Genomic DNA, 22185 nt, shown 5'->3' with positions numbered 1-22185 from the left:
CGAGCGCTGCCTCGAGCAGCGCTCGCTTAATTTCTGCCCTATCTCCGCTCACTACATTTTTTGCCTTATCAAATTAAACTAACTGAGGCGCCTATTTCTTAACGCTACACTTCTACTCCGATTACCTTGGTAAGCGTTTTACACTTTACGAATCGCAGAACCCTCATTGGATAAATTCAACCCTTCATCCACCGAGCGCGTTCTGCGCAAGGCCCCGCTGGATGTTTCGCCACCAGCGGGCGACCCTCGATAGGATTGACTATGAGATAACCTTAACTTTCCCGGGCGCTGAATTCTTATTTTAAACAAGGCGGCGGCAAAAACTGAGTGCAACACCTGACCTTTCCGGTACGGTGCTGCCCCTATGTCTTATTCCGAACTCAGCGTTGAAGAACGCGCCACCATTCAAATCGGTCGTACCCAAGGCTTCAGCCTGCGCAGGATTGCCTGCTTGATCAACCGATCCCCTTCGACCATCAGCCGTGAGCTGCGCCGTAACCGAGGTGCTTGCGGTGGCTACTCGGCCCGCCTGGCCCAGCAGCAAATGCAGGCCCGCCGCCAACGCTGTCGACCGAAACGAAAGCTCTTGCCGAGTAGTGAGCGCTTCCAGTTGGTGGCCCATATGCTGCGCGAGCGTTTGTCTCCCGAGCAGATTGCCGGCAAGCTGCGCAGCATGAACATTCCCAGCCTCAGAGAAGCCTACGTCTGTCGCGAGACGATCTACAACGCGATCTATGCCCTGCCAGTGGGTGAGCTGCGTAAGGAGCTGATCATCTGTCTGCGCCAAGGCAAGACGACGCGCCGACCGCGCTCTGGTGGCGTGGATCGGCGCGGCCAGATCCCCGAGATGGTCAGTATTCATGTGCGCCCGCCGGAGATTGAAGACAGGCTGATGCCGGGGCATTGGGAAGGCGACCTCATCAAGGGCAAGGCCAACGCCTCGTGTGTAGGCACGCTGGTGGAGCGAACCAGTGGCTACCTGATGCTGGTAAAGATGAACGACGCGACGGCGACCTCGGCGATGGAAGGCTTCAGTGCAGCGCTCAATGGCATGCCGCTGGCGATGCGCAAGAGCATGACCTACGACCAGGGCCGAGAAATGGCGCGGCATGCTGAAATCACCCAGCAGACCGGGGTGGCAATTTACTTCTGCGACCCGCACAGCCCCTGGCAGCGCGGCAGCAACGAAAACATCAACGGCCTGATTCGCCAGTACTTGCCCAAGGGCACAGACCTGTCGGTACATAGCCAGGAGGAGCTGGACGCCATTGCCTTGCAACTGAATATGCGTCCCCGTAAGCGCTTCGATTTCAAATGTCCGATCGAAATGATGAGTGAGGTGATGCAAAAGGCCATGGCTATGCGGCACGATGCGCCCACTTCAATCCAATAACCGTGTTGCACTCAGCTTCTGCAACCGCCCAACATCAATTCATAGGTAAAAACGTACTCATTAATCGCTTTAGCAAGACGCTTCCGCATTGAAGGATAATCGACTTTGGCACTTGCACGCGTAAAATTTTCGGGACTAGTTCCTGCGAGCCCCGCCAAGTTGGACATAAGGGATTTCGCTGATTCCTCCATGGGTGTTAGATCACTATTAAACCGCTTTTTAATTTTTGAAGTTCTGTCCAACCTCGGATCATGTTTCAGTTTGTTGGTCATCACCTGAAATTCTGACGCCATTGAATCCAATTGCCTCATAAGTTCTTTGGATCTCTTATACGCTGGCGATCTGAACCAGACCCGCAAATGACCACTTGAGTCGGTGTAATTTATAGGATCCCCATCGCAATACCCATACGCGTTCAAAACCCTAAAAGGTGAAAAACTGTCTGGAGAATAGAATCTCAGACCATTAAAAAATCTGTAACCGTTTCCCAGCAGGTACCCGTTAATTAAATTACCGTAATACTCGCCATTGAATCCTAGCAGAGAATGGCCCGATGAAAGGGAAGAACAATGGCCATAAGCAGTATAATCAAATCTCTCCCATTCCCCCTGATGCGCCATGCCATTCACGGAACCGGATTCACTGACCGACAATAAGCTGACATTACTTTCAGCACTGCCATTCCACTCAGCTAATGCTTGCCCTCCCCCTCGAAACACGGTTCGACTGCCTTGATCACCAAGGCACGCATGTATATCACCGTCACAATAAAACAGACTCAAAGTTTTACGCTGAATCCCCATACTTAGCCCCTCGCTGGCAGACACCTACTTTAGGAATAAGTCTTTCAAAGCTTGCGGCAGCGTACAACTAGCATTTTTTACAGGTAGGACCGAGTAGCAGCACGTGCCTATGGGCTGGTGAGACAATCGCACTAGAACTCGAACGGGTCGCGAATCAAGCGGTCAGGGGAAGGTTGAACGAAAAGTGGAAGAATTGGCTTTTTTGGCTTGGCGGCAGTAGAGGTGACTGGACTGCCACTGTAGTACTGCCGCTGCCAAATGCCAATCTGTGAGGACTGTCCAAGACCAAAATGCGCAGCGGTCTGGCGCAGTGAAAGCCGATGCTCGAGCATGTAGCTGAGCACTTGCTGCTTGAAATCACAGGTATAACGCCGCCCAGGCGAGCCTGAACAGATACCCTTACCGACCTGATAACTGGCAACCCAGCGCCGGAGCAGGCTGAAGTCGATACCGAAGTGTCGAGCCACCTTTCGGAAACCATTGTTGCCATTCAGGTAAGCAGTGATCGCAGTGAGCTTGAATAGCTCGGTGTACTTTTCCATAGATCCCCCAAGGGTTGGATTGGCGTCCAACTTTTGGGGGGGCAGTCCAACCTGTGGGAGCGGGCAAGCCCGCGAAGAAGCTGACGCGGAATCAGCGCTTGTCGCGGCGCTTCTTCTCGGCCTTCTTGTGGTGCGACATCAGGCGGCGCTTCTTGTTGACCTGGCGATCAGTGAGGGTGTTCTTCTTGCCCTCGTACGGGTTCTCACCGCCCTTGTACTCGATGCGGATCGGCGTACCGACCAGCTTCAGCACACGCCGGTAGGTGTTCTCCAGGTAACGCGAGTACGACTTCGGAATCTTGTCGGTCTGGTTGCCGTGGATCACGATCAGCGGCGGGTTGGCACCACCAAGGTGGGCATAGCGCAGCTTGATGCGGCGGCCGTTGACCAGCGGCGGCTGGTGCTCGCTCACGGCATCTTCGAGGATCTGCGTCAGGCGGCTGGTCGGCCAACGGGTTACCGCCGACTTGAACGCGGCCTGCACCGACTTGTACAGGTGGCCCACGCCGGTGCCGTGCAGGGCGGAGATGAAGTGGATGTCGGCGAAATCGACGAAGAACAGCCGGCGCTCCAGCTCGGTCTTCACGTAGTCACGCTCGCCCGGCTCCATGCCGTCCCACTTGTTCAGGGCGATGACGATGGCACGGCCGGCTTCCAGGGCGAAGCCCAGCAGGTTCAGGTCGTGGTCCACCACGCCTTCGCGGGCGTCCATGACGAAGATCACCACGTTGGCGTCCTTGATCGCCTGCAGCGTCTTCACCACCGAGAACTTCTCGACTTCCTCGTGGATCTTGCCGCGCTTGCGCACGCCGGCGGTGTCGATGAAGGTGTACTTCTCGTCATCGCGCTCGAACGGGATGTAGATACTGTCGCGGGTGGTGCCCGGCTGGTCGTACACCACCACGCGCTCTTCGCCGAGCATGCGGTTGACCAGCGTCGACTTGCCGACGTTGGGGCGGCCGATGATGGCGATCTTGATGCCATCCTTTTCGCTCGGGCCCGGGATACGCACCGCTTCCTCGCCTTCGGCGACTTCGGCGTCCAGCGCTTCCTCGACCTGGTCGCGTGGCAGGTGGCCGAGCACGGCCTCCATCAGCGCATTGATGCCGCGGCCTTGGGAGCCGGCCACCGGGATGGCGTTGCCCATGCCCAGCGGCGAGAACTCGGCGCGAGCCACATCGGCGTCGATGTTGTCGATCTTGTTGGCAACCAGGATCGCTTCCTTGTTCCGCTTGCGCAGGTGCTCGGCGATCATCTGATCGGCAGCGGTCATGCCGGCACGGGCATCGACCAGGAACAGCACATAGTCAGCTTCTTCGATGGCCATGAGCGACTGCTCGGCCATTTTCTCGTCCATGCCCACTTCGTCACCGGTGATACCGCCGGTGTCGATCAGGATGAAGGAACGACCCTGCCAGGTGGCATCACCATACTGGCGGTCACGGGTCAGGCCCGACAGGTCACCGACGATGGCATCGCGGGTCTTGGTCAGGCGGTTGAACATGGTGGATTTGCCGACGTTCGGGCGGCCCACCAGGGCGATTACGGGAACCATTCGGCTCTCCACTCTTGAATTCTTGAAAATGCAAAGGCCGCTGCAAGGCAGCGGCCGGAGTTCGGGCGGCGTGTCCTACGCCGCGGCTTGAAGCCCGCCAAGGCTTCAAGCATAGCTTCAGCGGATGGTCAGTGCCTCGAGCTTGCCGCTGTTGCCGAAGACGTAGATGGTGTCGCCGACCACAAGTGGGCGGGCGCGCAGGCCATCACTGTCGATACGCTCACGGCCGACGAAGCGGCCATCGACCTGGCTCAGCAGGTGCAGGTAACCCTCGAAGTCGCCCACCGCCACGTAGCTGGAGAACACTTCAGGCGCGGTCAGCTGGCGGCGAGCCATGGTGTCGTTGGTCCACAGGGCGCTGGACGAGCGCTCGTCGACGCTTTCGACAGTACCGGAAGCTTCGCTGACATAGACGTTACCGTAACCCTGGGCGACACCCACGTAGCTGGAGGCATCACGCTGCCACAGCACGCGGCCGCTTTCCAGGTCCAGGCCCGCGACGCGGCCCTGGTAGGTGCTGACGTACAGGGTACCACCCGACAGCAGCAGGCCGCCGTCGATATCGACCACGCGGTCCAGCTCGGAACGGCCCTGCGGAATCGCCACACGGCTTTCCCACACCGGTACGCCGTTGTTGATGTCCACCGCCACCACCTTGCCGGTGGACAGGCCGGCGACGGCCAGGCGGTTGGTGGCGATCGGCGCGCCGGTGCCACGCAGGGTCAGCACGGCCGGGGTGTTTTCGTAGATCCAGCGACGGTCGCCAGTGGCGGCATCCAGGCCGATCAGGCGATCGTCCTGGGTCTGCACCACCACCACGTCACCGTTGTTCGCAGGCGGGGCCAGCACTTCGCTGGTCACGCGGGAGCGCCAGCGCTCCTCACCGGTGCTGGAGTCCAGGGCGATGACTTCACCCTTGAGGGTACCGATCATGACCAGGCCGTAGCCCACGCCGACAGCGCCGGAAACCGGCAGCTCGAGGTCCTTCTTCCACACCACGTCGCCGGTGATACGGTCGAGGGCAAAGACTTCGCCGTTGACGTCGGAGGCGTAGATACGGTCGTTCTCGATGGCAGGTACGAGGGTGTTGTAGGTCTCGCCCTGGCCGTCACCGATCGAACGGCTCCACTGCTTTTTCAGCACCACTTCCTCGGTGAACTTGGTCAGCTCGGCCGGAGGCAGTTCCTTCTTGCTGTTGCTGCTGCAACCTGCGGCCAGTACGGCCAGGGTCAGCACTGCTGCATGTTTCCAACCGATCACTTACGCGTCCCCTTTGGCCAAGTCATCCAGCTTCAATTGCAGGCCACCGACCGCCGCCTCATCGGACAACGCAGCCTTGGCTTTCTCGTAAGCGCTGTGCGCGTCGTCGGCGCGACCCAGTTGCACCAGCAGGTCACCTTTCAACTCTTCGCGGCTGGCCAGGAAGGCTTTGTCGGCGTCGCCGTCGAGCAACTTGAGGGCATCCTCGGCCTTGTTCTGGGCGGCCAGCACACGAGCCAGGCGCTGACGCGAAATCTCGCCCAGGGTGGCATCGGCCGGCTTGTCCAGCACGCTCTTCAACTCGGCAGCAGCGTCGTCGAGCTTGCCGGTCTCGACCGCGACCTTGGCCACGAACAGGCTGCCGTACTGGGCGTAGGCGGTACCGCCGAACTCGCTCTTGAGCTTGCCGGCCAGTTCCGCGACCTTGGTCGCGTCAGGCTGGCCAGTCGGCGTCAGGCTGGTCTCCAGCAAGGCCTGGTACAGCTGCGAGGCACCTTGCGACTGATTGTTCTGGTACTTGTGCCAGGTATTCCAGCCCAACACCACCACGCCAGCCAGCAGGGCACCGGTCAGCAGCGGCTTGCCGTTGCGGTTCCACCAGTCCTTGACCCCTGCCAGTTCATCATCGGTACTCGACACCCCAATACTCCTTTTCGCCTATTCGCTTGTTGAACCGCGTTACGCCTGCGCGATCGCGGTTTCCAGGTGCTCAGCCAGAGCATCCCAGGCAATGTTCTGTTGTTCGCCCTGACCACGCAGGGGCTTGAAGCCGATCTCTTGCTTGACCAGTTCGTCGTCACCGAGGATCAGGGCGAACAGCGCGCCGCTCTTGTCGGCTTTCTTGAACTGGCTCTTGAAGCTGCCACCGCCGGCGTTGACTGCCAGGCGCAGGCCCGGCAAGCGGTCACGCAGGCTTTCGGACAGGCGCAGGCCGGCCAGCTCCGCCTGTTCGCCAAAGGCGCACAGGTAGACGTCGATCTGGCGGCTGATGGACTCGGGCACCTTGCCCAGGGTTTCCAGCAGCAGGATCAGGCGCTCGATGCCCATGGCGAAACCGACGCCCGGGGTCGGCTTGCCGCCCATCTGTTCGACCAGGCCGTCATAACGGCCGCCGGCGCAGACAGTGCCCTGGGCGCCGAGCTTGTCGGTGACCCACTCGAACACGGTCTTGCTGTAGTAGTCCAGGCCACGCACCAGCTTGGTGTTGATCACGAACGGGATGCCGGCAGCGTCCAGGCGGGCCTTGAGGCCCTCGAAGTGCACGCGCGACTCTTCGTCCAGGTAGTCTTCCAGCTTCGGCGCGCCGACCAGCACCGCCTGGGTGTTCTGGTCCTTGCTGTCGAGGATGCGCAGCGGGTTGCTCTTCAGGCGGCGCTGGCTGTCTTCGTCCAGTTGCTCCAGGCGCGCCGAGAGGAACTCGACCAGCGCATCACGGTAGCGTGCACGGGCTTCGCTGGTGCCCAGGCTGTTGAGCTCCAGCTTGACCGCGTCCTGGATGCCCAGCAGGCCCCACAGGCGCCAGGTCAGCATGATCAGCTCGGCATCGATGTCCGGGCCATCCAGGTTGAACACTTCCACGCCAATCTGGTGGAACTGGCGGTAGCGGCCCTTCTGCGGGCGCTCGTGGCGGAACATCTGGCCGATGTACCACAGTTTCTGCACCTGGCCGTTGCCGGTGATGCCATGCTCGAGTACGGCACGCACGCAGGCGGCAGTGCCTTCGGGGCGCAGGGTCAGCGAATCGCCGTTGCGGTCCTCGAAGGTGTACATCTCTTTTTCGACGATGTCGGTCACTTCACCGATGGAGCGCTTGAACAGCTCGGTGAACTCGACGATCGGCGTGCGGATCTGGCTGTACCCGTAGGTGTCCAGCAGGCCGGCCACGGTGCCTTCGAAGTAGCGCCACAGTGGCGACTGTTCTGGCAGGATGTCGTTCATGCCACGGATGGCTTGCAGCGATTTGCTCACGAAAAGTCCTTACGAATTCTGTGTGTCAGCCACGGACGATCAGCGCCGCGTCGGCTTCGGCCTTTTCGGCCGCTTTCTGGCGGATGAGCTTTTCCAGCTCATCGACCAGGTTGTCGTTGGTCAGCTTCTGCGCCGGCTTGCCGTCGATGTAGATCAGGTTCGGCGTGCCGCCGGTCAGCCCCACATGGGCCTCCTTGGCTTCGCCCGGGCCGTTGACCACGCAACCGATCACCGCCACGTCCAGCGGCACCAGCAGGTCTTCCAGGCGCCCTTCCAGCTCGTTCATGGTCTTGACCACATCGAAGTTCTGCCGCGAGCAGCTCGGGCAGGCGATGAAGTTGATGCCACGCGAGCGCAGGTGCAGCGACTTGAGAATGTCGTAGCCGACTTTCACTTCTTCGACCGGGTCGGCCGCCAGCGAGATACGGATGGTATCGCCAATGCCTTCGGCCAGCAGCATACCGAGGCCGACAGCGGATTTCACCGTCCCCGAACGCAGGCCACCGGCTTCGGTGATGCCCAGGTGCAGCGGCTGCACGATCTGCTTGGCCAGCAGGCGGTAGGCTTCGACGGCCATGAACACATCGGAGGCCTTGACGCTGACCTTGAAGTCCTGGAAGTCCAGGCGGTCGAGGTGCTCGACATGGCGCAGGGCCGACTCGACCAGCGCCGCCGGGGTCGGTTCGCCGTACTTCTTCTGCAGGTCCTTTTCCAGGGAGCCGGCGTTGACGCCGATACGGATCGGGATGCCCCGATCGCGGGCGGCATCGACTACCGCGCGTACACGGTCTTCACGGCCGATGTTGCCCGGGTTGATACGCAGGCAGTCGACGCCCAGTTCGGCCACGCGCAGGGCGATCTTGTAGTCGAAGTGGATGTCGGCAACCAGCGGCACGCTGACCTGCTGCTTGATGCGGCCGAACGCCTCTGCAGCGTCCATGTCCGGCACCGAGACGCGCACGATGTCCACGCCGGCATCGACCAGGCGCTGGATTTGCGCCACGGTGGCGGCCACATCGTTGGTGTCGGTGTTGGTCATGCTCTGCACCGCGATGGGGGCATCACCACCCACCGGTACATTGCCGACCCAGATTTTGCGGGATTCGCGACGTTTGATCGGAGATTCGCCGTGCATGATTACTGTCCCAACTTCAGGCGAGCGGTCTCGCCACTGGTGAACGGGGCAACATCGACGGCCTGGCCGTTGTAGCTGACCTGGGCGCCACGGGCAAAGCCCAGGCGTACCGAGAACGGCGGCTTGCCGGTCAGCTCGAGGTTGTCCCCCTTGCGCTTGATGGCGCTGAACAGCACCTTGCCGTTGCCGTCGGTGACCTGGGTCCAGCAATCGGCGACGAACTGGATGGCGACCTTGGCACTGCCAGCCGGCACTGCGGCGGCGGCAGGCTCGGCAGCGGCCACGGCCGCTACAGGTGTAGCAGGTGCAACAGCCGCCGGGGCCGGGGCAACCGGTGCTACCGGCGCAGGCGCGGCAGCAGGTGCGCTGGCGATCGCTGGCACAGGCGCCTGCTGGGCCGGTGTCGGTACTACGGCAGCGGTATCGGCAGGTGCCGGGCTTGCCGGTGCCGGTACGGCGGCAGGCTGATCGGCTGCGCCCTGCTCAAGCGGCAGCGGCGCACTCTCAGGCTGCTGGCCAGCGGAAACAGCCTGGTCTTCAGGCTCATCGAGCGGGTGAATCTGGGTGGTGCCGTCGGCGCTTTCGACTTCGACGTGCTCCAGGGCAATCTTGGCCAGCTCCTTGCCACGCAGGCTGCCCTGGTCCTGCCACCAGACGAAGCCGCCGCCGACCACTGCCACCAGCAGCAGCAGGCTGACGCCACGCAGAATGTTGTGCGACAGGCGCACGGGCTCTTCGATACGGCCCAGCGAGTGCACGTCGCTGCCTTTGGCGTGGGTGCCGGTGTAACGGTCGAAGGCGTCCACCAGGGCAGCCTGGTCCAGGTCCATCAGCTTGGCATAGGCGCGGATATAACCACGGGCGAAGGTATGCCCCGGCAGCTTGTCGAAGGCGCCGATTTCCACGTGGTTCAACGAACTGACAGTGAGGTTGAGCTTGCGGGCCACCTCGGCTTGTGACCAGTCCCGGTTCTCACGGGCCTGACGCAAAAGCTCACCGGGGTTCTGGCCAGGCGCTACTGCTACTTCGGGATGCGCGGCTTTCATCGTTGCTCCGACAGGTATTGCTGATATTCCGGCGTACCGGGATAAAGTCGTTGTAATTGCTGGCCCAGCTCGGCCAGTGTGCCTTGCTCGTCGAATACCCTGGCAAGGCGGCTGCCCAGCAGCAGGCTACGGGCATCGTGGTCGCTCAACTGGCTGAAACGATCGTAGTAGTCCCGGGCCGGCACATAATGCCTGTTTTCGTAGGACAACTCAGCCATTTCCAGCAAGGCTTTCGGCTGCCGCTGGTTGAGTTGCAGAGCTTTCTGCAGATACGCATGGGCCTGGTCGCGGCGCTCGAGCTTCAGGGCGGTCAGGCCCAGGTTCTCGTAAACGCGTGAGCGCTCAGGATACAGGGTATCGGCGCTGGCAAGGCGAAACATCTGCTCGGCCTCGGCAAATCGGCCTTGAGCATAAAGGAAACTGCCGTAATTGTTGCGAATTCGCGTGTCGCCGGTACGTGCCTTCAGCGCCTTGCGGAAGTGCGTTTCGGCCAGCGCAGGCTCGCCTTCGGCCTGAAAGACCAGCGCCAGGGCGGCGTGCGCATCGGCATCACCACCATCCAGGGCCAGGGCCTTGCCCAGCGGCGCCTTGGCCTGCTCGGTCAAACCCTGTTGCAAATAACCCAGCCCAAGCTGCACATAGGCCCGCCCCGCCTCTGCCCTGCCCTGGCGGCTGGCCAGGGGGTCGCCCGCGCCGCCCGACACGCAGCCGGCCAGCAGCGAAAGCGCAAGGATCGACAGCGCGGCGCGCAGGCTCATGGGCAAGGTCCCGGTCAGTGGCTGGCGGGGCTGTCTTGCAGCTCGGCGTCCGCGGACAGCTGGCGCACAGCGATGTAGCGCTCGCTGCGGCGGGTGCGGTCGTTGACCTGGCCGACCAGCTGACCACAGGCAGCGTCGATGTCATCACCACGGGTGGTGCGGGTGGTGACGTTGAAGCCACCATGGTGCAACAGATCCTGGAAGCGGCGAATGGCGTTGTTGCTCGGCCGCTCGTAGCCCGAGTGCGGGAACGGGTTGAACGGGATCAGGTTGATCTTGCAGGGTACGTCGCGCAGCAGCTCGATCATTTGCGCAGCATGCTCAGGCTGGTCGTTGACGTCCTTGAGCAGGGTGTACTCGATGGTCAGCACGCGCTTGCCACCCAGGGTGGACATGTAGCCCATGCACGATTCCAGCAGCATCTTCAGCGGGTACTTCTTGTTGATCGGTACCAGCTTGTTGCGCAGTTCGTCGTTCGGTGCGTGCAGCGACAGGGCCAGCGACACGTCGATGTGCTTGGCCAGCTCGTCGATCATCGGCACCACGCCCGAGGTGGACAGGGTGACGCGACGCTTGGAAATGCCATAGCCCAGATCTTCCATCATGATCTTCATGGCGGCGATGACATTGTCGAAATTCAGCAGGGGTTCGCCCATGCCCATCATGACCACGTTGGTAATGGCGCGGTCGATCTTGGCCGGAACGGTCCCGAAGGATTTGTTGGCAAGCCACACCTGGCCGATCACTTCGGCGGCGGTGAGGTTGCTGTTGAAGCCTTGCTTGCCGGTGGAGCAGAAGCTGCAGTCCAGGGCACAGCCGGCTTGCGACGACACGCACAGGGTGCCGCGATCGTCGGTGGGGATGTAGACGGTCTCGACGCAGCTGCCGGAGGCAACGCGGACCACCCACTTGCGGGTACCGTCGGCGGAAATGTCTTCACTGACCACTTCCGGGCCCCGAATCTCGGCAACGGCCTCGAGCTTTTCGCGCAAGGCCTTGCCGACATTGGTCATGGCGGCGAAATCGTCGACGCCATAGTGGTGAATCCATTTCATGACCTGACCGGCACGAAAACGCTTCTCTCCGATCGACTCGAAGAATTTTTCCATTTCCTGCAGGGTCAGGCCCAACAGGTTGATCTTGCCAGTCATGTCACTCATGGAATCACCCAAGACCTGCTTCGCTTAGCGAATGCGGTCGCACAGCTCGGTAGCGGAGAAGAAGTAAGCGATTTCGCGGGCAGCCGAAGCTTCCGAGTCGGAACCGTGAACAGCGTTTTCGTCGATGGAAACGGCGAAGTCAGCACGGATGGTGCCGGCAGCAGCTTCTTTCGGGTTGGTGGCGCCCATCAGCTCGCGGTTGGCCAGAACGGCGTTTTCGCCTTCCAGAACCTGAACGATGACCGGGCCGGAAGTCATGAAGGCAACCAGGTCACCGAAGAAGCCGCGCTCTTTGTGTTCGGCGTAGAAGCCTTCGGCTTCGGCTTTGGACAGTTGCTTCATTTTCGAAGCGACGACGCGCAGGCCGGCTTTCTCGAAACGAGTGGTGATCTCGCCGATGACGTTCTTGGCAACGGCGTCAGGCTTGATGATGGAGAAAGTACGTTGAACAGCCATGGAAAACTCCAGAAAAATGAGTGTTGCGAAAAATTAAACCCGCGAATTATACGCGGGTTCCAGGGGATTGCCTAACCTGCAGGACGCGTTCAGTCGGCTTCTTCGATCCAGGCCGCCTGGATGGCCTCGAGCACTTTCTCGCCGCCGCGTGACGGATCGTCGCTGAATTCTGGCAAGGCCAGCACCCAGCGGTGCAGATCGACGAAATTCACATAACGAGGATCGACTTCCGGCTTGCTTTCTGCAAGCTGGATGGCGATCTCAAGTACATCAATCCATTTCAGGCTCATGGGGTAAACCTCAGTGCGGCGCTTCGGCGGCGTGGTTGAGCGAATACTTGGGGATCTCGATGACCAGGTCCTGGTCAGCGACAACCACCTGGCAGCCGAGGCGCGATTGAGCCTCCAGGCCCCAGGCCTTGTCCAGCATGTCCTCTTCCAGTTCGTCGGCTTCTTCGAGCGAGTCGAAGCCCTTGCGCACGATGCAGTGGCAAGTGGTGCAGGCCTTGACGCCGCCGCAGGCGCTTTCCATCTCGATGTGATGGTCGTGGGCCAGCTCCAGGATGTTGGTCCCGGTCTCGACTTCCACGGTCAGCCCTTCGGGGCAGAACTTCTCGTGCGGCAGGAATGTCACCAGCGGCATCGGTTACTCCTCGATCTCATTCAGGTTGCGCCCGGCCAGTGCGGCTTTGACCGTCGAATCAAGGCGACGGGCGGCAAATGCGTCGGTCACCTGCGACAGACGTTTGGTCTGTTGCTCGATGGCTGCGCCATCGGTGCCGGCCAGCAAATCACGTAGTTCTTGCATCTGGAATTCGATGGCGTCGCGCTCGTCACTGCTGAGCAGGCGTTCGCCGTCGGCGTCCAGGGCGCCCTGTACCGCTTCGAGCAGGCGCTCGCCGTCCACCTGGTGCTCGCGCAGCTGGCGGGCCTGCTTGTCGGAACCTGCGTGTTCGAAGGAATCCTTGAGCATGCGGGCGATTTCGCCGTCGGTCAGGCCGTAGGACGGCTTGACCTGAATGCTGGCTTCCACGCCCGAGCCCAGCTCGCGGGCGGCGACGCTGAGCAGGCCGTCGGCGTCGACCTGGAAGGTGACGCGGATCTTTGCCGCACCGGCGACCATGGCCGGGATGCCACGCAACTCGAAGCGCGCCAGCGAGCGGCAATCGCTGATCAGCTCGCGCTCGCCCTGCAGCACGTGGATCATCATGGCCGACTGGCCATCTTTATAGGTGGTGAACTCCTGGGCACGCGCCACCGGGATGGTGGTGTTGCGCGGGATCACCTTCTCCATCAGCCCGCCCATAGTCTCAAGGCCAAGCGACAGCGGGATGACATCCAACAGCAGCAGTTCGCCACCTTCGCGGCGGTTGCCGGCCAAGGTATCGGCCTGGATGGCGGCACCGATGGCCACCACCTGGTCGGGGTCGATCGAGGTCAGCGGGGTGCGGCCGAACAGTGCTCCGACGGCTTCACGCACACGCGGTACGCGGGTCGAACCACCGACCATGACCACGGCGCTGACTTCTTCCAGCTCGATACCGCTGTCACGCACGGCGCGGCGGCAGGCCTTGAGGCTGCGGGCGACCATGGGCTCGATCATGGCTTCGAAACCGGCGCGGCTCAACTCGCCCTGCCAGGTGCCATGGCTGACGCTGACCACGTCGGCGTCGGTCAGGGCTTCCTTGGCGGCGCAGGCGGTCTGCAACAGTGCGCGCTGGGTGGCCGGGTCCAGGTCGGATGACAGCCCGGCCTGCTCGATGATCCAGCCAGCGATGGCGTGGTCGAAGTCGTCACCGCCCAAGGCGGTATCGCCACCGGTGGCCAGCACTTCGAATACGCCGGCAGTCAGGCGCAGGATGGAAATGTCGAAGGTACCGCCGCCCAGGTCATAGATGGCCACCACGCCTTCGGCGTTCTGGTCCAGGCCATAGGCCACGGCAGCGGCGGTCGGCTCGTTGAGCAGGCGCAGCACGTTCAGGCCGGCCAGGCGCGCAGCGTCCTTGGTGGCCTGGCGCTGGGCATCGTCGAAATAGGCCGGCACGGTGATAACCGCGCCCACCAGCTCACCACCGAGGGTGGCTTCGGCACGCTCGCGCAGCACCTTGAGGATATCGGCGGACACTTCCACCGGGCTTTTCGGCCCCTGCACGGTGTCGATGAACGGCATGTGCGACTCACCGCCAACGAAGCGGTACGGCAGCTGCTCGCCCAGTTGCTTGACGTCGGCCAGGCCGCGCCCCATCAAGCGCTTGACCGACAGCACGGTGTTCAGCGGGTCGCTGGAAGCGGCATCGCGTGCAGCCTGCCCCACTTCGTTGCGCCCTTCGAGGTAGCGCACCGCGGACGGCAGAATGACATTGCCCTGCGCGTCGGGCAGGGGCTCGCTACGGCCGCTGCGCAGTGCGGCGACCAGGGAGTTGGTGGTACCCAGGTCGATCCCCACCGCCAGGCGGCGCTGATGCGGCTGAGGGCTTTGACCGGGTTCGGCAATCTGCAGTAGGGCCATGCTTATCTGAATACCTTAGGTGCTATCACGGGCAGCACCGGGTTAATCGTCGAGGCGCTCTTCCAGTTGGCGCACTTCTTGGGCGAGCTTGTCGAGGAACTGCATGCGGCGCATCAGGCGTTCGGCCTTGTCGCGCTCGCCCGGGGCGTCCCAGCAGGCGGCAAAGTCCTCGTTCAGCGTGTCCTGGGCGACCTTCAGGCGCTTCTTGAACACGGCCACGCCATCGAGGTCGGCTTCGTCCTGCAGTTCTTCGAGCTCTTCACGCCACTGCATCTGCTGCAACAGGAAGTCGGGGTCGTGGACCGTGACCTCCTGAGGCACTTCGTGGCCGCCGATGGCCAGCAGGTAGCGGGCGCGACGCGGCGCACTGCGCAGTGTCTGGTAGGCGTCGTTGAGGGCCGCGGACTTTTCCAGCGCCACGCGCTGCTCGCGCTCGGAGGCGTCGGCAAAGCGGTCGGGATGGACTTCGCGGGCCAGCTCGCGATAGCGAGTGGCCAGCTTGTCGAGATCCAGGCGGAAGCTTGGCTGGAGGTCAAACAATGCGAAATGACAAGGAGTACCCACAGCCAGCCTCAAACGTTGAAGCTTTCGCCGCAGCCACACTCACCGCGCACGTTGGGGTTGTTGAACTTGAAGCCTTCGTTCAACCCTTCCTTGACGAAGTCCAGTTCGGTGCCATCGAGGTAGACCAGGCTCTTGGGATCGATGATCACCTTGACGCCATGGTTCTCGAACACCTGGTCCTCGTCCGCCAGCTCGTCGACGAATTCCAGCACGTAGGCCAGGCCCGAGCAACCGGTGGTGCGCACGCCCAGGCGAATGCCTTCGCCCTTGCCGCGCCCTTCCAGGGAACGCCGCACGTGGTTGGCGGCGGCTTCTGTCATGCTGATAGCCATCAGGACTCCTTACCTCGCAACAGGCGACTTAGATCAAGCCTTTCTTCTGCTTGTAATCGCGAACGGCTGCCTTGATGGCATCTTCGGCGAGTACCGAGCAGTGGATCTTGACCGGCGGCAACGCCAGTTCTTCGGCCAGCTGGGTGTTCTTGATGGTTTCGGCTTCGTCCAGGGTCTTGCCCTTCATCCACTCGGTGGCGAGGGAGCTGGAAGCGATGGCCGAACCGCAGCCGTAGGTCTTGAACTTGGCGTCTTCGATCACGCCCTGCTCGTTGACCTTGATCTGCAGGCGCATCACGTCACCGCAGGCCGGGGCGCCGACCATGCCGGTACCGACGTCCGGGTCTTCGGCATTCATCTTGCCGACGTTGCGCGGGTTTTCGTAGTGGTCGATGACCTTTTCACTGTATGCCATGGTGCAATTCCTTCCTCATCAGGGAGCCGCTCTTGCCGGCGACTGCTTAGTGGGCGGCCCACTCGATCTTGGAGATGTCAACGCCGTCTTTGTACATGTCCCACAGCGGCGACAGCTCACGCAGTTTGTTCACGGCCTCGCAGACTTTCTGCGCGGCGTAGTCGACTTCTTCTTCGGTGGTGAAGCGGCCGAAGGAGAAGCGGATCGAGCTGTGCGCCAGCTCGTCATTGCGGCCCAGGGCGCGCAATACGTAGGACGGCTCGAGCGACGCGGAGGTGCAGGCCGAACCGGACGATACGGCGATATCCTTCAGCGACATCAGCAGCGATTCGCCTTCGACGTAGTTGAAGCTCAGGTTCAGGTTGTGCGGTACGCGGGCAGTCTTGCTGCCGTTGACGTACAGCTCTTCGAGGTCCGAGACCTGCTTGAAGAAGCGGTCGCTCAGGGCCTTGATGCGTACGTTTTCCGCGGCCATTTCCTGTTTGGCGATGGCGAAGGCTTCGCCCATGCCGACAATCTGGTGGGTCGGCAGGGTGCCCGAACGCATGCCGCGCTCATGGCCACCGCCGTGAATGATGGCTTCCAGGCGTACACGAGGCTTGCGGCTGACGTACAGTGCGCCGATGCCTTTCGGGCCGTAGACCTTGTGCGCCGAGAACGACATCAGGTCGACCTTCAGCTTTTGCAGGTCAATTTCGACCTTGCCGGCCGACTGCGCGGCGTCAACATGGAACAGCACGCCGCGCGAGCGGGTCAGTTCACCGATGGCGGCGATATCGTTGATCGAGCCAACTTCGTTGTTCACGTGCATCAGCGAAACCAGGATGGTGTCGTCGCGCAGCGCCGCCTCGACCATGGCCGGGGTGACGATGCCGTCTTCGCCTGGCTCGAGGTAGGTGACTTCGAAACCTTCACGCTCCAGCTGGCGAGCGGTATCCAGGACCGCCTTGTGCTCGATCTTGGAGGTGATGATGTGCTTGCCCTTGGTCTGATAGAAGTGCGCGACGCCCTTGAGTGCGAGGTTGTCGGACTCGGTGGCACCGCTGGTCCAGACGATTTCGCGCGGATCGGCGTTGATCAGTTCGGCAACCTGGCGGCGACCGTTCTCGACCGCTTCCTCGGCTTTCCAGCCAAAGACGTGGGAGCGCGAAGCCGGGTTACCGAAGTTCCCGTCGACCAGCAGGCAGTCGGCCATCTTCTGGGCCACGCGTGGGTCGACCGGGGTGGTCGCGGAGTAATCGAGGTAGATCGGCAACTTCATTTGTCTCTCCTATCAGGCGGTGGCGTCGCTCGTCGTCCCGGTGGGATCAATCGACGGCGGACGTCTCAATCTTGTCCAGCTGGGCGGTTCGGCCTGCGACACGACGCAGGTCCTGGCGCTGGGCGACTTCCTGCACCTCACGGCGCATGACGAGGTCGGCCAGGCTTATACCGCTGAGGAATTCATGGATCTGCTGGCTGAGGTCGCACCACAGGTGGTGGGTCAGGCAGGTATCACCGGCATGGCAGTCCCCGAGGCCCTGACAACGGGTGGCATCGACCGATTCGTTGACCGCATCGATGACCTGGGCCACCTGGATGGTTTCCATGCCCCGCGACAGCTGGTAGCCACCGCCTGGACCACGCACGCTGGAGACCAGGCTGCTGCGGCGCAGCTTGGCGAACAGCTGTTCCAGATAAGAGAGGGAAATGCCCTGGCGCTCGGAAATGTCGGCCAAAGACACCGGCCCATGCTGCGCGTGCAACGCCAGGTCGAGCATGGCGGTCACGGCGTATCGGCCTTTGGTAGTCAGTCGCATGGCTATTGGGTACCACGGGAGTTACAGGATGTGAGCGAGTATGCGATTCCCGAGCATTTAAGTCAACTATTAGACCTAGTGCTTTAGTCGGGTTTGCATCGGGGAGGCGGGCGCGATTGTAGCAGACAGGGGGCGTGAGCACACGCCCCGTATGTCACCATGATTTCAGGGCGGCGCAATCAATGTGACTGAGTGTCGCGCTGAGCCACCTGGGCAACTTCCTTGAAGTCATCTTCCGGCAGGGCTGGCAGTTCCTTGGCGCAGTAATCACTGCCCATCTTGGTCAGGGCGCCGCACATGCCCTCCAGCCGTTCGTCGACTGCCTGCAGGTGGTCGAGCATCTGGCCGATGGCACGGGCCACCGGGTCGGGCATGTCGCCACTGACGCCGTAGGCATCGAAGCCAATCTTTTCAGCCATGGCCTTACGCTTGGCCTCGACCTCGTTGTCTTCGCTCTTGACGATGATTCGCCCGGGGATACCAACCGCCGTAGCCCCGGCCGGCACGGCTTTGGTCACCACCGCATTGGAACCGATCTTGGCCCCGGCGCCGACGGTGAACGGGCCCAGCACCTTGGCCCCCGCCCCTACCACCACACCGTTTTCCAGGGTGGGGTGTCGCTTGCCTTTGTTCCAGCTGGTGCCGCCCAGGGTCACGCCCTGATAAAGGGTGACATCATCGCCGATCTCGGCGGTTTCACCGATGACGATACCCATACCGTGGTCAATGAAGAAGCGCCGTCCGATGGTGGCGCCGGGATGGATCTCGATGCCGGTCAGCCAGCGGCCGAAGTTCGATACCAGGCGGGCCAGCCACTTGAAATCACGCTTCCACAGGGCATTGCCCAGGCGGTGCAGCCAGATGGCGTGCATGCCTGGGTAGCAGGTCAGCACCTCAAAGGCGTTGCGTGCAGCCGGGTCACGGTGGAATACGCTTTGAATATCTTCACGCAGGCGTTCGAACATCTGTCAGTCCTTCCGTTTATGCGGCTCGCCCCGGACCACTTTCTGGGTCTCGGTCAGGATGCCGCGCAAAATGCTCATTTCCGAACGTTCGACCGCCACCCGCCCATACAGCCGGCGCAGGCGCGGCATCAGGTGCTTGGGCTTTTCGGGGTCGAGAAAGCCGATACCGACCAGGGTCTTCTCCAGGTGGTCGTAGAACAGCTCCATTTCGTCCATCGTCGCCAGCTCGCTGGCGTCAACCTTCTCGACTTTGCCCGGCACTGCACCGGCGGCAAGCCAGGCCATGCGCACCTCGTAGGAGAGCACCTGGACAGCGGCGGCCAGGTTCAGCGAGCTGAAGTCGGGGTTGGAGGGAATGTGCACGTGGAAGTGACATCGCTGCAGTTCTTCGTTGGTCAGGCCGGCGTGTTCACGCCCGAACACCAGGGCGATTTCCTCGCCACCGTTGGCATGCTCCACCGCCTTGGCCCCGCACTCGCGCGGGCCGATCAACGGCCAGGGGATGCTCCGCTCGCGGGCGCTGGTGCCCATTACCAGGTTGCAGCCGACCAACGCCTGCTCGAGGCTGTCGACCACTTGGGCATTGTCCAGCACATCGTCGGCACCCGAGGCTCGGGCACTGGCATCCACGGCGGGGAACTCTTTCGGCTGTACCAGCACCAGACGCGACAAGCCCATGTTTTTCATGGCACGCGCAGCGCCGCCGATGTTGCCGGGGTGGCTGGTATTGACCAGAACAACACGAATATTTTGCAGCAAGGTGTTGTGCTCACAGATGCAGGAATCAGGGCCTTCGATCTTACAGAACCGACAGACGTAACGCCATGAAAGCAAATGTGACACTTCTGCCGCCAAAGTTTTCTGCTAGAATGTTCGGCTTTCTTCTTTAACATCTCCAGGTGACCCGCCCATGCAGCCTATGCTGAATATCGCCCTGCGCGCCGCTCGCAGCGCCAGTGAACTGATTTTCCGCTCCATCGAACGCCTGGATAGCATCAAGGTCGATGAGAAAGAGGCCAAGGACTACGTCTCCGAAGTCGATCGCGCCGCCGAGCAGAGCATCGTCAACGCCCTGCGCAAGGCCTACCCGAACCACTCCATCCAGGGCGAGGAAACCGGCCTGCACGCGGGTAGCGGCGAAGAAGGCAAGGATTACCTGTGGATCATCGACCCGCTGGACGGCACCACCAACTTCCTGCGCGGCATCCCCCACTTCGCGGTCAGCATCGCCTGCAAGTACCGTGGCCGCCTTGAGCACGCCGTGATCGTCGACCCGGTTCGCCAGGAAGAATTCACTGCCAGCCGCGGCCGTGGCGCCCAGCTCAATGGTCGCCGCCTGCGTGTCAGCTCGCGCACCAGCCTGGAAGGCGCGCTGCTGGGTACCGGCTTCCCGTTCCGTGACAGCCAGATGGCCGACCTGGACAACTACCTGGGCATGTTCCGCGCCCTGACTGGCCAGACCGCCGGTATCCGCCGCGCCGGCTCCGCCAGCCTCGACCTGGCCTACGTGGCCGCCGGCCGTTTCGACGCTTTCTGGGAGTCGGGCCTGTCCGAATGGGACATGGCGGCCGGCGTACTGCTGATCCAGGAAGCGGGCGGCCTGGTGAGCGACTTCAACGGCGGCCATGACTTCCTCGAGAAGGGCCATATCGTTGCGGGCAACATCAAATGCTTCAAGGCCGTGCTGACCGCTATCCAGCCGCACCTGCCAGAGAACATGAAGCGCTAAGCGCGGATTGCTGGCAAAAAAAGCACCCCTCGGGGTGCTTTTTTATGCCTGTAACCATATCCCAAGACTTTCGCGATCCCTGTAGGAGCGGCCTTGTGTCGCGAAAGGGGTGCGAAGCGCCCCCAGAATCCGCGACCTATCAGAGATTGTCGGGGCTGCTTCGCACCCCTTTCGCGACACAAGGCCGCTCCTACAAAGAGCAGACCGCGCCGAGCCTTACTGCCCGGCTTCGCTCAGGATCAGCTTGCCATTCTTGTCCAGTGGAATGGTCGAACCGGGCTCGTGATCCATCTTCACCTGCCCGACCTTGTCGCCGATGGTGTACTTCACGTTGTAGCCCACCACCTTCTCACTGATATCGTTGACCGTATTGCAGCGGTTTTGCGTGGTGGTGTAGGTGTCACGCTCCTGCATGCCCTCCTGCACCTTGTTACCGGCATAACCACCACCGACCGCACCGGCAACGGTGGCGATCTTCTTGCCGCTACCACCACCGATCTGGTTACCCAGCAGGCCACCGGCAATGGCGCCCACCACGGTACCGGCGATCTGGTGCTGGTCCTTGACCGGCGCCTGACGCGTCACGGCGACGTCCTTGCAGACCTCACGGGGGGTTTTTACCTGTTGTTTGATCGGTTGCACGTCGGTGACCTGTGCATATTCAGGCCCCTTGTTGACCAAGCTGTAGGTCGCGACAGCACCTCCGGCAGTCACACCGACAGCACCCAGTACCGCACCCACAAGCATTGATTTGTTCACACGAACCTCCTGATCATCACCCGCGGGTCCGACCCGCCTTCTCCCAGCCTTGGAGTAAAAAAAAAGGCGCGAGTTCAACACTCGCGCCTTTTTGGCCGCCAAACGGCGTGGAGCACGCCTTATGGACGGTCGTCCACACCATCGGTCTTGGCTGGCGGGATCAGGTCTTCACTGCTCAGGTTCAGCCAGATCAGTACCACGTTGGCGATATAGATCGACGAATAGGTACCGGCCATGACGCCGATGAACAGTGCCAGCGAGAAGCCGAACAGGTTGTCGCCACCGAAGAACAGCAGCGCGGCAATGGCCAGCAAGGTCGAAACCGAGGTGGCGATGGTCCGCAGCAGGGTCTGGGTGGTGGAAACGTTGATGTTCTCGATCAGCGAGGCCTTGCGCATGACGCGGAAGTTCTCGCGCACCCGGTCGAACACGACGATGGTGTCGTTCAGCGAGTAGCCGATGATCGCCAGCACCGCTGCCAGCACCGTCAGGTCGAAGGTGATCTGGAAGAACGACAGGATACCCAGGGTCACCACCACGTCGTGGATCAGCGAGACGATCGCGCCCACGGCGAACTTCCACTGGAAGCGGAAGGCCAGGTAGATGAGGATGCCGCCCAGGGCCAGAAGCATGCCCATGCCACCCTGGTCGCGCAGCTCTTCACCCACCTGCGGACCAACGAACTCGACACGCTTGACCTTGGCCGGGTTGTCGCCGCCAGCCTTCTGCAGGGCTTCAGCTACCTTGTTGCCCAACTGCGGGTCATCACCCGGCATGCGCACCAGCAGGTCGGTGGTGGCACCGAAGCTCTGCACTACCGCCTCGTGGAAGCCGGAATTGACCAGCTCGGCACGCACCGCCTTGAGGTCGGCCGGGCGCTCGTAGGTCAGCTCGATCAGCGTACCGCCGGTGAAGTCCAGGCCGAAGTTCAGGCCCTTCTGCCACCAGCTGAACAGTGCCAGCACGGTGAGGAGCACGGTAACGGCGAACGCGACATTGCGCACGCCCATGAAGTTGATGGTTTTCATCGCAGCTCCC

Annotated in this window: 25 protein-coding genes; 2 read left to right on the top strand and 23 right to left on the bottom strand. The window is 61.8% G+C overall.

Translation table 11 applies throughout. From position 1 onward, the window contains the following. Positions 1-364: 364 nt before the first annotated feature. On the top strand, positions 365-1393 hold the full coding sequence (locus tag ACK56M_RS05140) for an IS30 family transposase (protein ID WP_188258425.1): 1029 nt from the start codon (positions 365-367) through the stop codon (positions 1391-1393). Between the two features lie 11 nt (positions 1394-1404). On the opposite strand, the gene ACK56M_RS05135 is transcribed toward ACK56M_RS05140, so the two are convergent. The 21 genes from ACK56M_RS05135 to trmJ all read right to left on the bottom strand — a co-directional run bounded on the left by ACK56M_RS05135 (position 1405) and on the right by trmJ (position 19418). Continuing rightward, a complete protein-coding gene (locus ACK56M_RS05135) occupies positions 1405-2196 on the bottom strand; it encodes an RHS repeat-associated core domain-containing protein (protein ID WP_411959285.1) in 792 nt (263 codons plus the stop codon). 131 nt (positions 2197-2327) lie between these two features. Then, the gene (locus ACK56M_RS05130) at positions 2328-2738 is read right to left on the bottom strand and encodes a helix-turn-helix domain-containing protein (RefSeq protein ID WP_100413264.1); all 411 of its coding nucleotides are present in this window, start codon (positions 2736-2738) and stop codon (positions 2328-2330) included. Positions 2739-2829: 91 nt separating this feature from the next. Further along, positions 2830-4293 carry a ribosome biogenesis GTPase Der gene (der, locus tag ACK56M_RS05125; protein ID WP_013971029.1) on the bottom strand — a complete coding sequence of 488 codons (1464 nt, stop codon included), beginning with the start codon at positions 4291-4293 and terminating at the stop codon, positions 2830-2832. A gap of 117 nt (positions 4294-4410) precedes the next feature. After that, entirely contained in the window at positions 4411-5553 is a 1143-nt protein-coding gene (gene bamB, locus ACK56M_RS05120) for an outer membrane protein assembly factor BamB (protein WP_013971028.1), read from the bottom strand. Next, positions 5554-6192: a tetratricopeptide repeat protein gene (locus tag ACK56M_RS05115; RefSeq protein WP_015269019.1), complete on the bottom strand. Its 639-nt coding sequence runs from the start codon at positions 6190-6192 to the stop codon at positions 5554-5556. A gap of 39 nt (positions 6193-6231) precedes the next feature. Next, positions 6232-7521, bottom strand: a complete 1290-nt coding sequence (hisS, locus tag ACK56M_RS05110) for a histidine--tRNA ligase (protein WP_100413263.1) — start codon at positions 7519-7521, stop codon at positions 6232-6234. 25 nt (positions 7522-7546) lie between these two features. Further along, positions 7547-8656, bottom strand: a complete 1110-nt coding sequence (gene ispG / locus ACK56M_RS05105; RefSeq protein WP_003257869.1) for a flavodoxin-dependent (E)-4-hydroxy-3-methylbut-2-enyl-diphosphate synthase — start codon at positions 8654-8656, stop codon at positions 7547-7549. 2 nt (positions 8657-8658) lie between these two features. Beyond that, on the bottom strand, positions 8659-9702 hold the full coding sequence (locus ACK56M_RS05100; protein WP_217190026.1) for a RodZ domain-containing protein: 1044 nt from the start codon (positions 9700-9702) through the stop codon (positions 8659-8661). Then, positions 9699-10460, bottom strand: a complete 762-nt coding sequence (gene pilW / locus ACK56M_RS05095; protein WP_015269015.1) for a type IV pilus biogenesis/stability protein PilW — start codon at positions 10458-10460, stop codon at positions 9699-9701. Before pilW ends, ACK56M_RS05100 begins: the two co-directional genes overlap by 4 nt. Positions 10461-10474: 14 nt before the next feature. Next, positions 10475-11620, bottom strand: coding sequence for a 23S rRNA (adenine(2503)-C(2))-methyltransferase RlmN (rlmN, locus tag ACK56M_RS05090; RefSeq protein ID WP_013971022.1), 1146 nt, complete (start codon positions 11618-11620; stop codon positions 10475-10477). A gap of 24 nt (positions 11621-11644) precedes the next feature. Then, positions 11645-12076 carry a nucleoside-diphosphate kinase gene (ndk, locus tag ACK56M_RS05085; protein ID WP_013971021.1) on the bottom strand — a complete coding sequence of 144 codons (432 nt, stop codon included), beginning with the start codon at positions 12074-12076 and terminating at the stop codon, positions 11645-11647. A gap of 89 nt (positions 12077-12165) precedes the next feature. Continuing rightward, the gene (gene iscX, locus ACK56M_RS05080; protein ID WP_003257859.1) at positions 12166-12366 is read right to left on the bottom strand and encodes a Fe-S cluster assembly protein IscX; all 201 of its coding nucleotides are present in this window, start codon (positions 12364-12366) and stop codon (positions 12166-12168) included. Positions 12367-12376: 10 nt separating this feature from the next. Further along, positions 12377-12718 carry an ISC system 2Fe-2S type ferredoxin gene (gene fdx, locus ACK56M_RS05075; protein ID WP_013971020.1) on the bottom strand — a complete coding sequence of 114 codons (342 nt, stop codon included), beginning with the start codon at positions 12716-12718 and terminating at the stop codon, positions 12377-12379. A gap of 3 nt (positions 12719-12721) precedes the next feature. Further along, a complete protein-coding gene (gene hscA, locus ACK56M_RS05070; protein ID WP_015269013.1) occupies positions 12722-14584 on the bottom strand; it encodes a Fe-S protein assembly chaperone HscA in 1863 nt (620 codons plus the stop codon). A 42-nt stretch (positions 14585-14626) separates the two neighbouring features. Next, complete coding sequence (gene hscB / locus ACK56M_RS05065; RefSeq protein ID WP_015269012.1) at positions 14627-15148, bottom strand: co-chaperone HscB; 522 nt, start codon at positions 15146-15148, stop codon at positions 14627-14629. 8 nt (positions 15149-15156) lie between these two features. Continuing rightward, the gene (gene iscA, locus ACK56M_RS05060) at positions 15157-15480 is read right to left on the bottom strand and encodes an iron-sulfur cluster assembly protein IscA (protein WP_003257854.1); all 324 of its coding nucleotides are present in this window, start codon (positions 15478-15480) and stop codon (positions 15157-15159) included. A gap of 28 nt (positions 15481-15508) precedes the next feature. Then, the gene (gene iscU / locus ACK56M_RS05055) at positions 15509-15895 is read right to left on the bottom strand and encodes a Fe-S cluster assembly scaffold IscU (protein ID WP_003248539.1); all 387 of its coding nucleotides are present in this window, start codon (positions 15893-15895) and stop codon (positions 15509-15511) included. Positions 15896-15941: 46 nt separating this feature from the next. Then, the gene (locus ACK56M_RS05050) at positions 15942-17156 is read right to left on the bottom strand and encodes an IscS subfamily cysteine desulfurase (RefSeq protein WP_013971017.1); all 1215 of its coding nucleotides are present in this window, start codon (positions 17154-17156) and stop codon (positions 15942-15944) included. A gap of 46 nt (positions 17157-17202) precedes the next feature. Next, the gene (gene iscR, locus ACK56M_RS05045; protein ID WP_008092572.1) at positions 17203-17694 is read right to left on the bottom strand and encodes a Fe-S cluster assembly transcriptional regulator IscR; all 492 of its coding nucleotides are present in this window, start codon (positions 17692-17694) and stop codon (positions 17203-17205) included. Positions 17695-17873: 179 nt separating this feature from the next. Beyond that, positions 17874-18659, bottom strand: coding sequence for a serine O-acetyltransferase (cysE, locus tag ACK56M_RS05040; RefSeq protein ID WP_013971015.1), 786 nt, complete (start codon positions 18657-18659; stop codon positions 17874-17876). A gap of 3 nt (positions 18660-18662) precedes the next feature. Then, positions 18663-19418: a tRNA (cytosine(32)/uridine(32)-2'-O)-methyltransferase TrmJ gene (gene trmJ, locus ACK56M_RS05035; protein ID WP_015269011.1), complete on the bottom strand. Its 756-nt coding sequence runs from the start codon at positions 19416-19418 to the stop codon at positions 18663-18665. A gap of 151 nt (positions 19419-19569) precedes the next feature. On the opposite strand from trmJ, the gene suhB reads away from it, so the two are divergent. After that, the gene (gene suhB, locus ACK56M_RS05030) at positions 19570-20388 is read left to right on the top strand and encodes an inositol-phosphate phosphatase (RefSeq protein WP_003257850.1); all 819 of its coding nucleotides are present in this window, start codon (positions 19570-19572) and stop codon (positions 20386-20388) included. Between the two features lie 216 nt (positions 20389-20604). Here suhB and ACK56M_RS05025 read toward each other — a convergent pair whose 3' ends face one another. Next, complete coding sequence (locus ACK56M_RS05025) at positions 20605-21147, bottom strand: glycine zipper 2TM domain-containing protein (RefSeq protein ID WP_411959284.1); 543 nt, start codon at positions 21145-21147, stop codon at positions 20605-20607. 119 nt (positions 21148-21266) lie between these two features. Further along, positions 21267-22175, bottom strand: coding sequence for a protein translocase subunit SecF (gene secF / locus ACK56M_RS05020; protein ID WP_013971011.1), 909 nt, complete (start codon positions 22173-22175; stop codon positions 21267-21269). Positions 22176-22185 lie beyond the last annotated feature (10 nt).

This window comes from Pseudomonas sp. s4 (genome assembly GCF_046764235.1).
Classification (GTDB): Bacteria; Pseudomonadota; Gammaproteobacteria; order Pseudomonadales; family Pseudomonadaceae; genus Aquipseudomonas; species Aquipseudomonas asiatica.
Note: the sequence above shows the minus strand (reverse complement) of the source record. Positions and strands in the feature narration are given on the sequence as shown.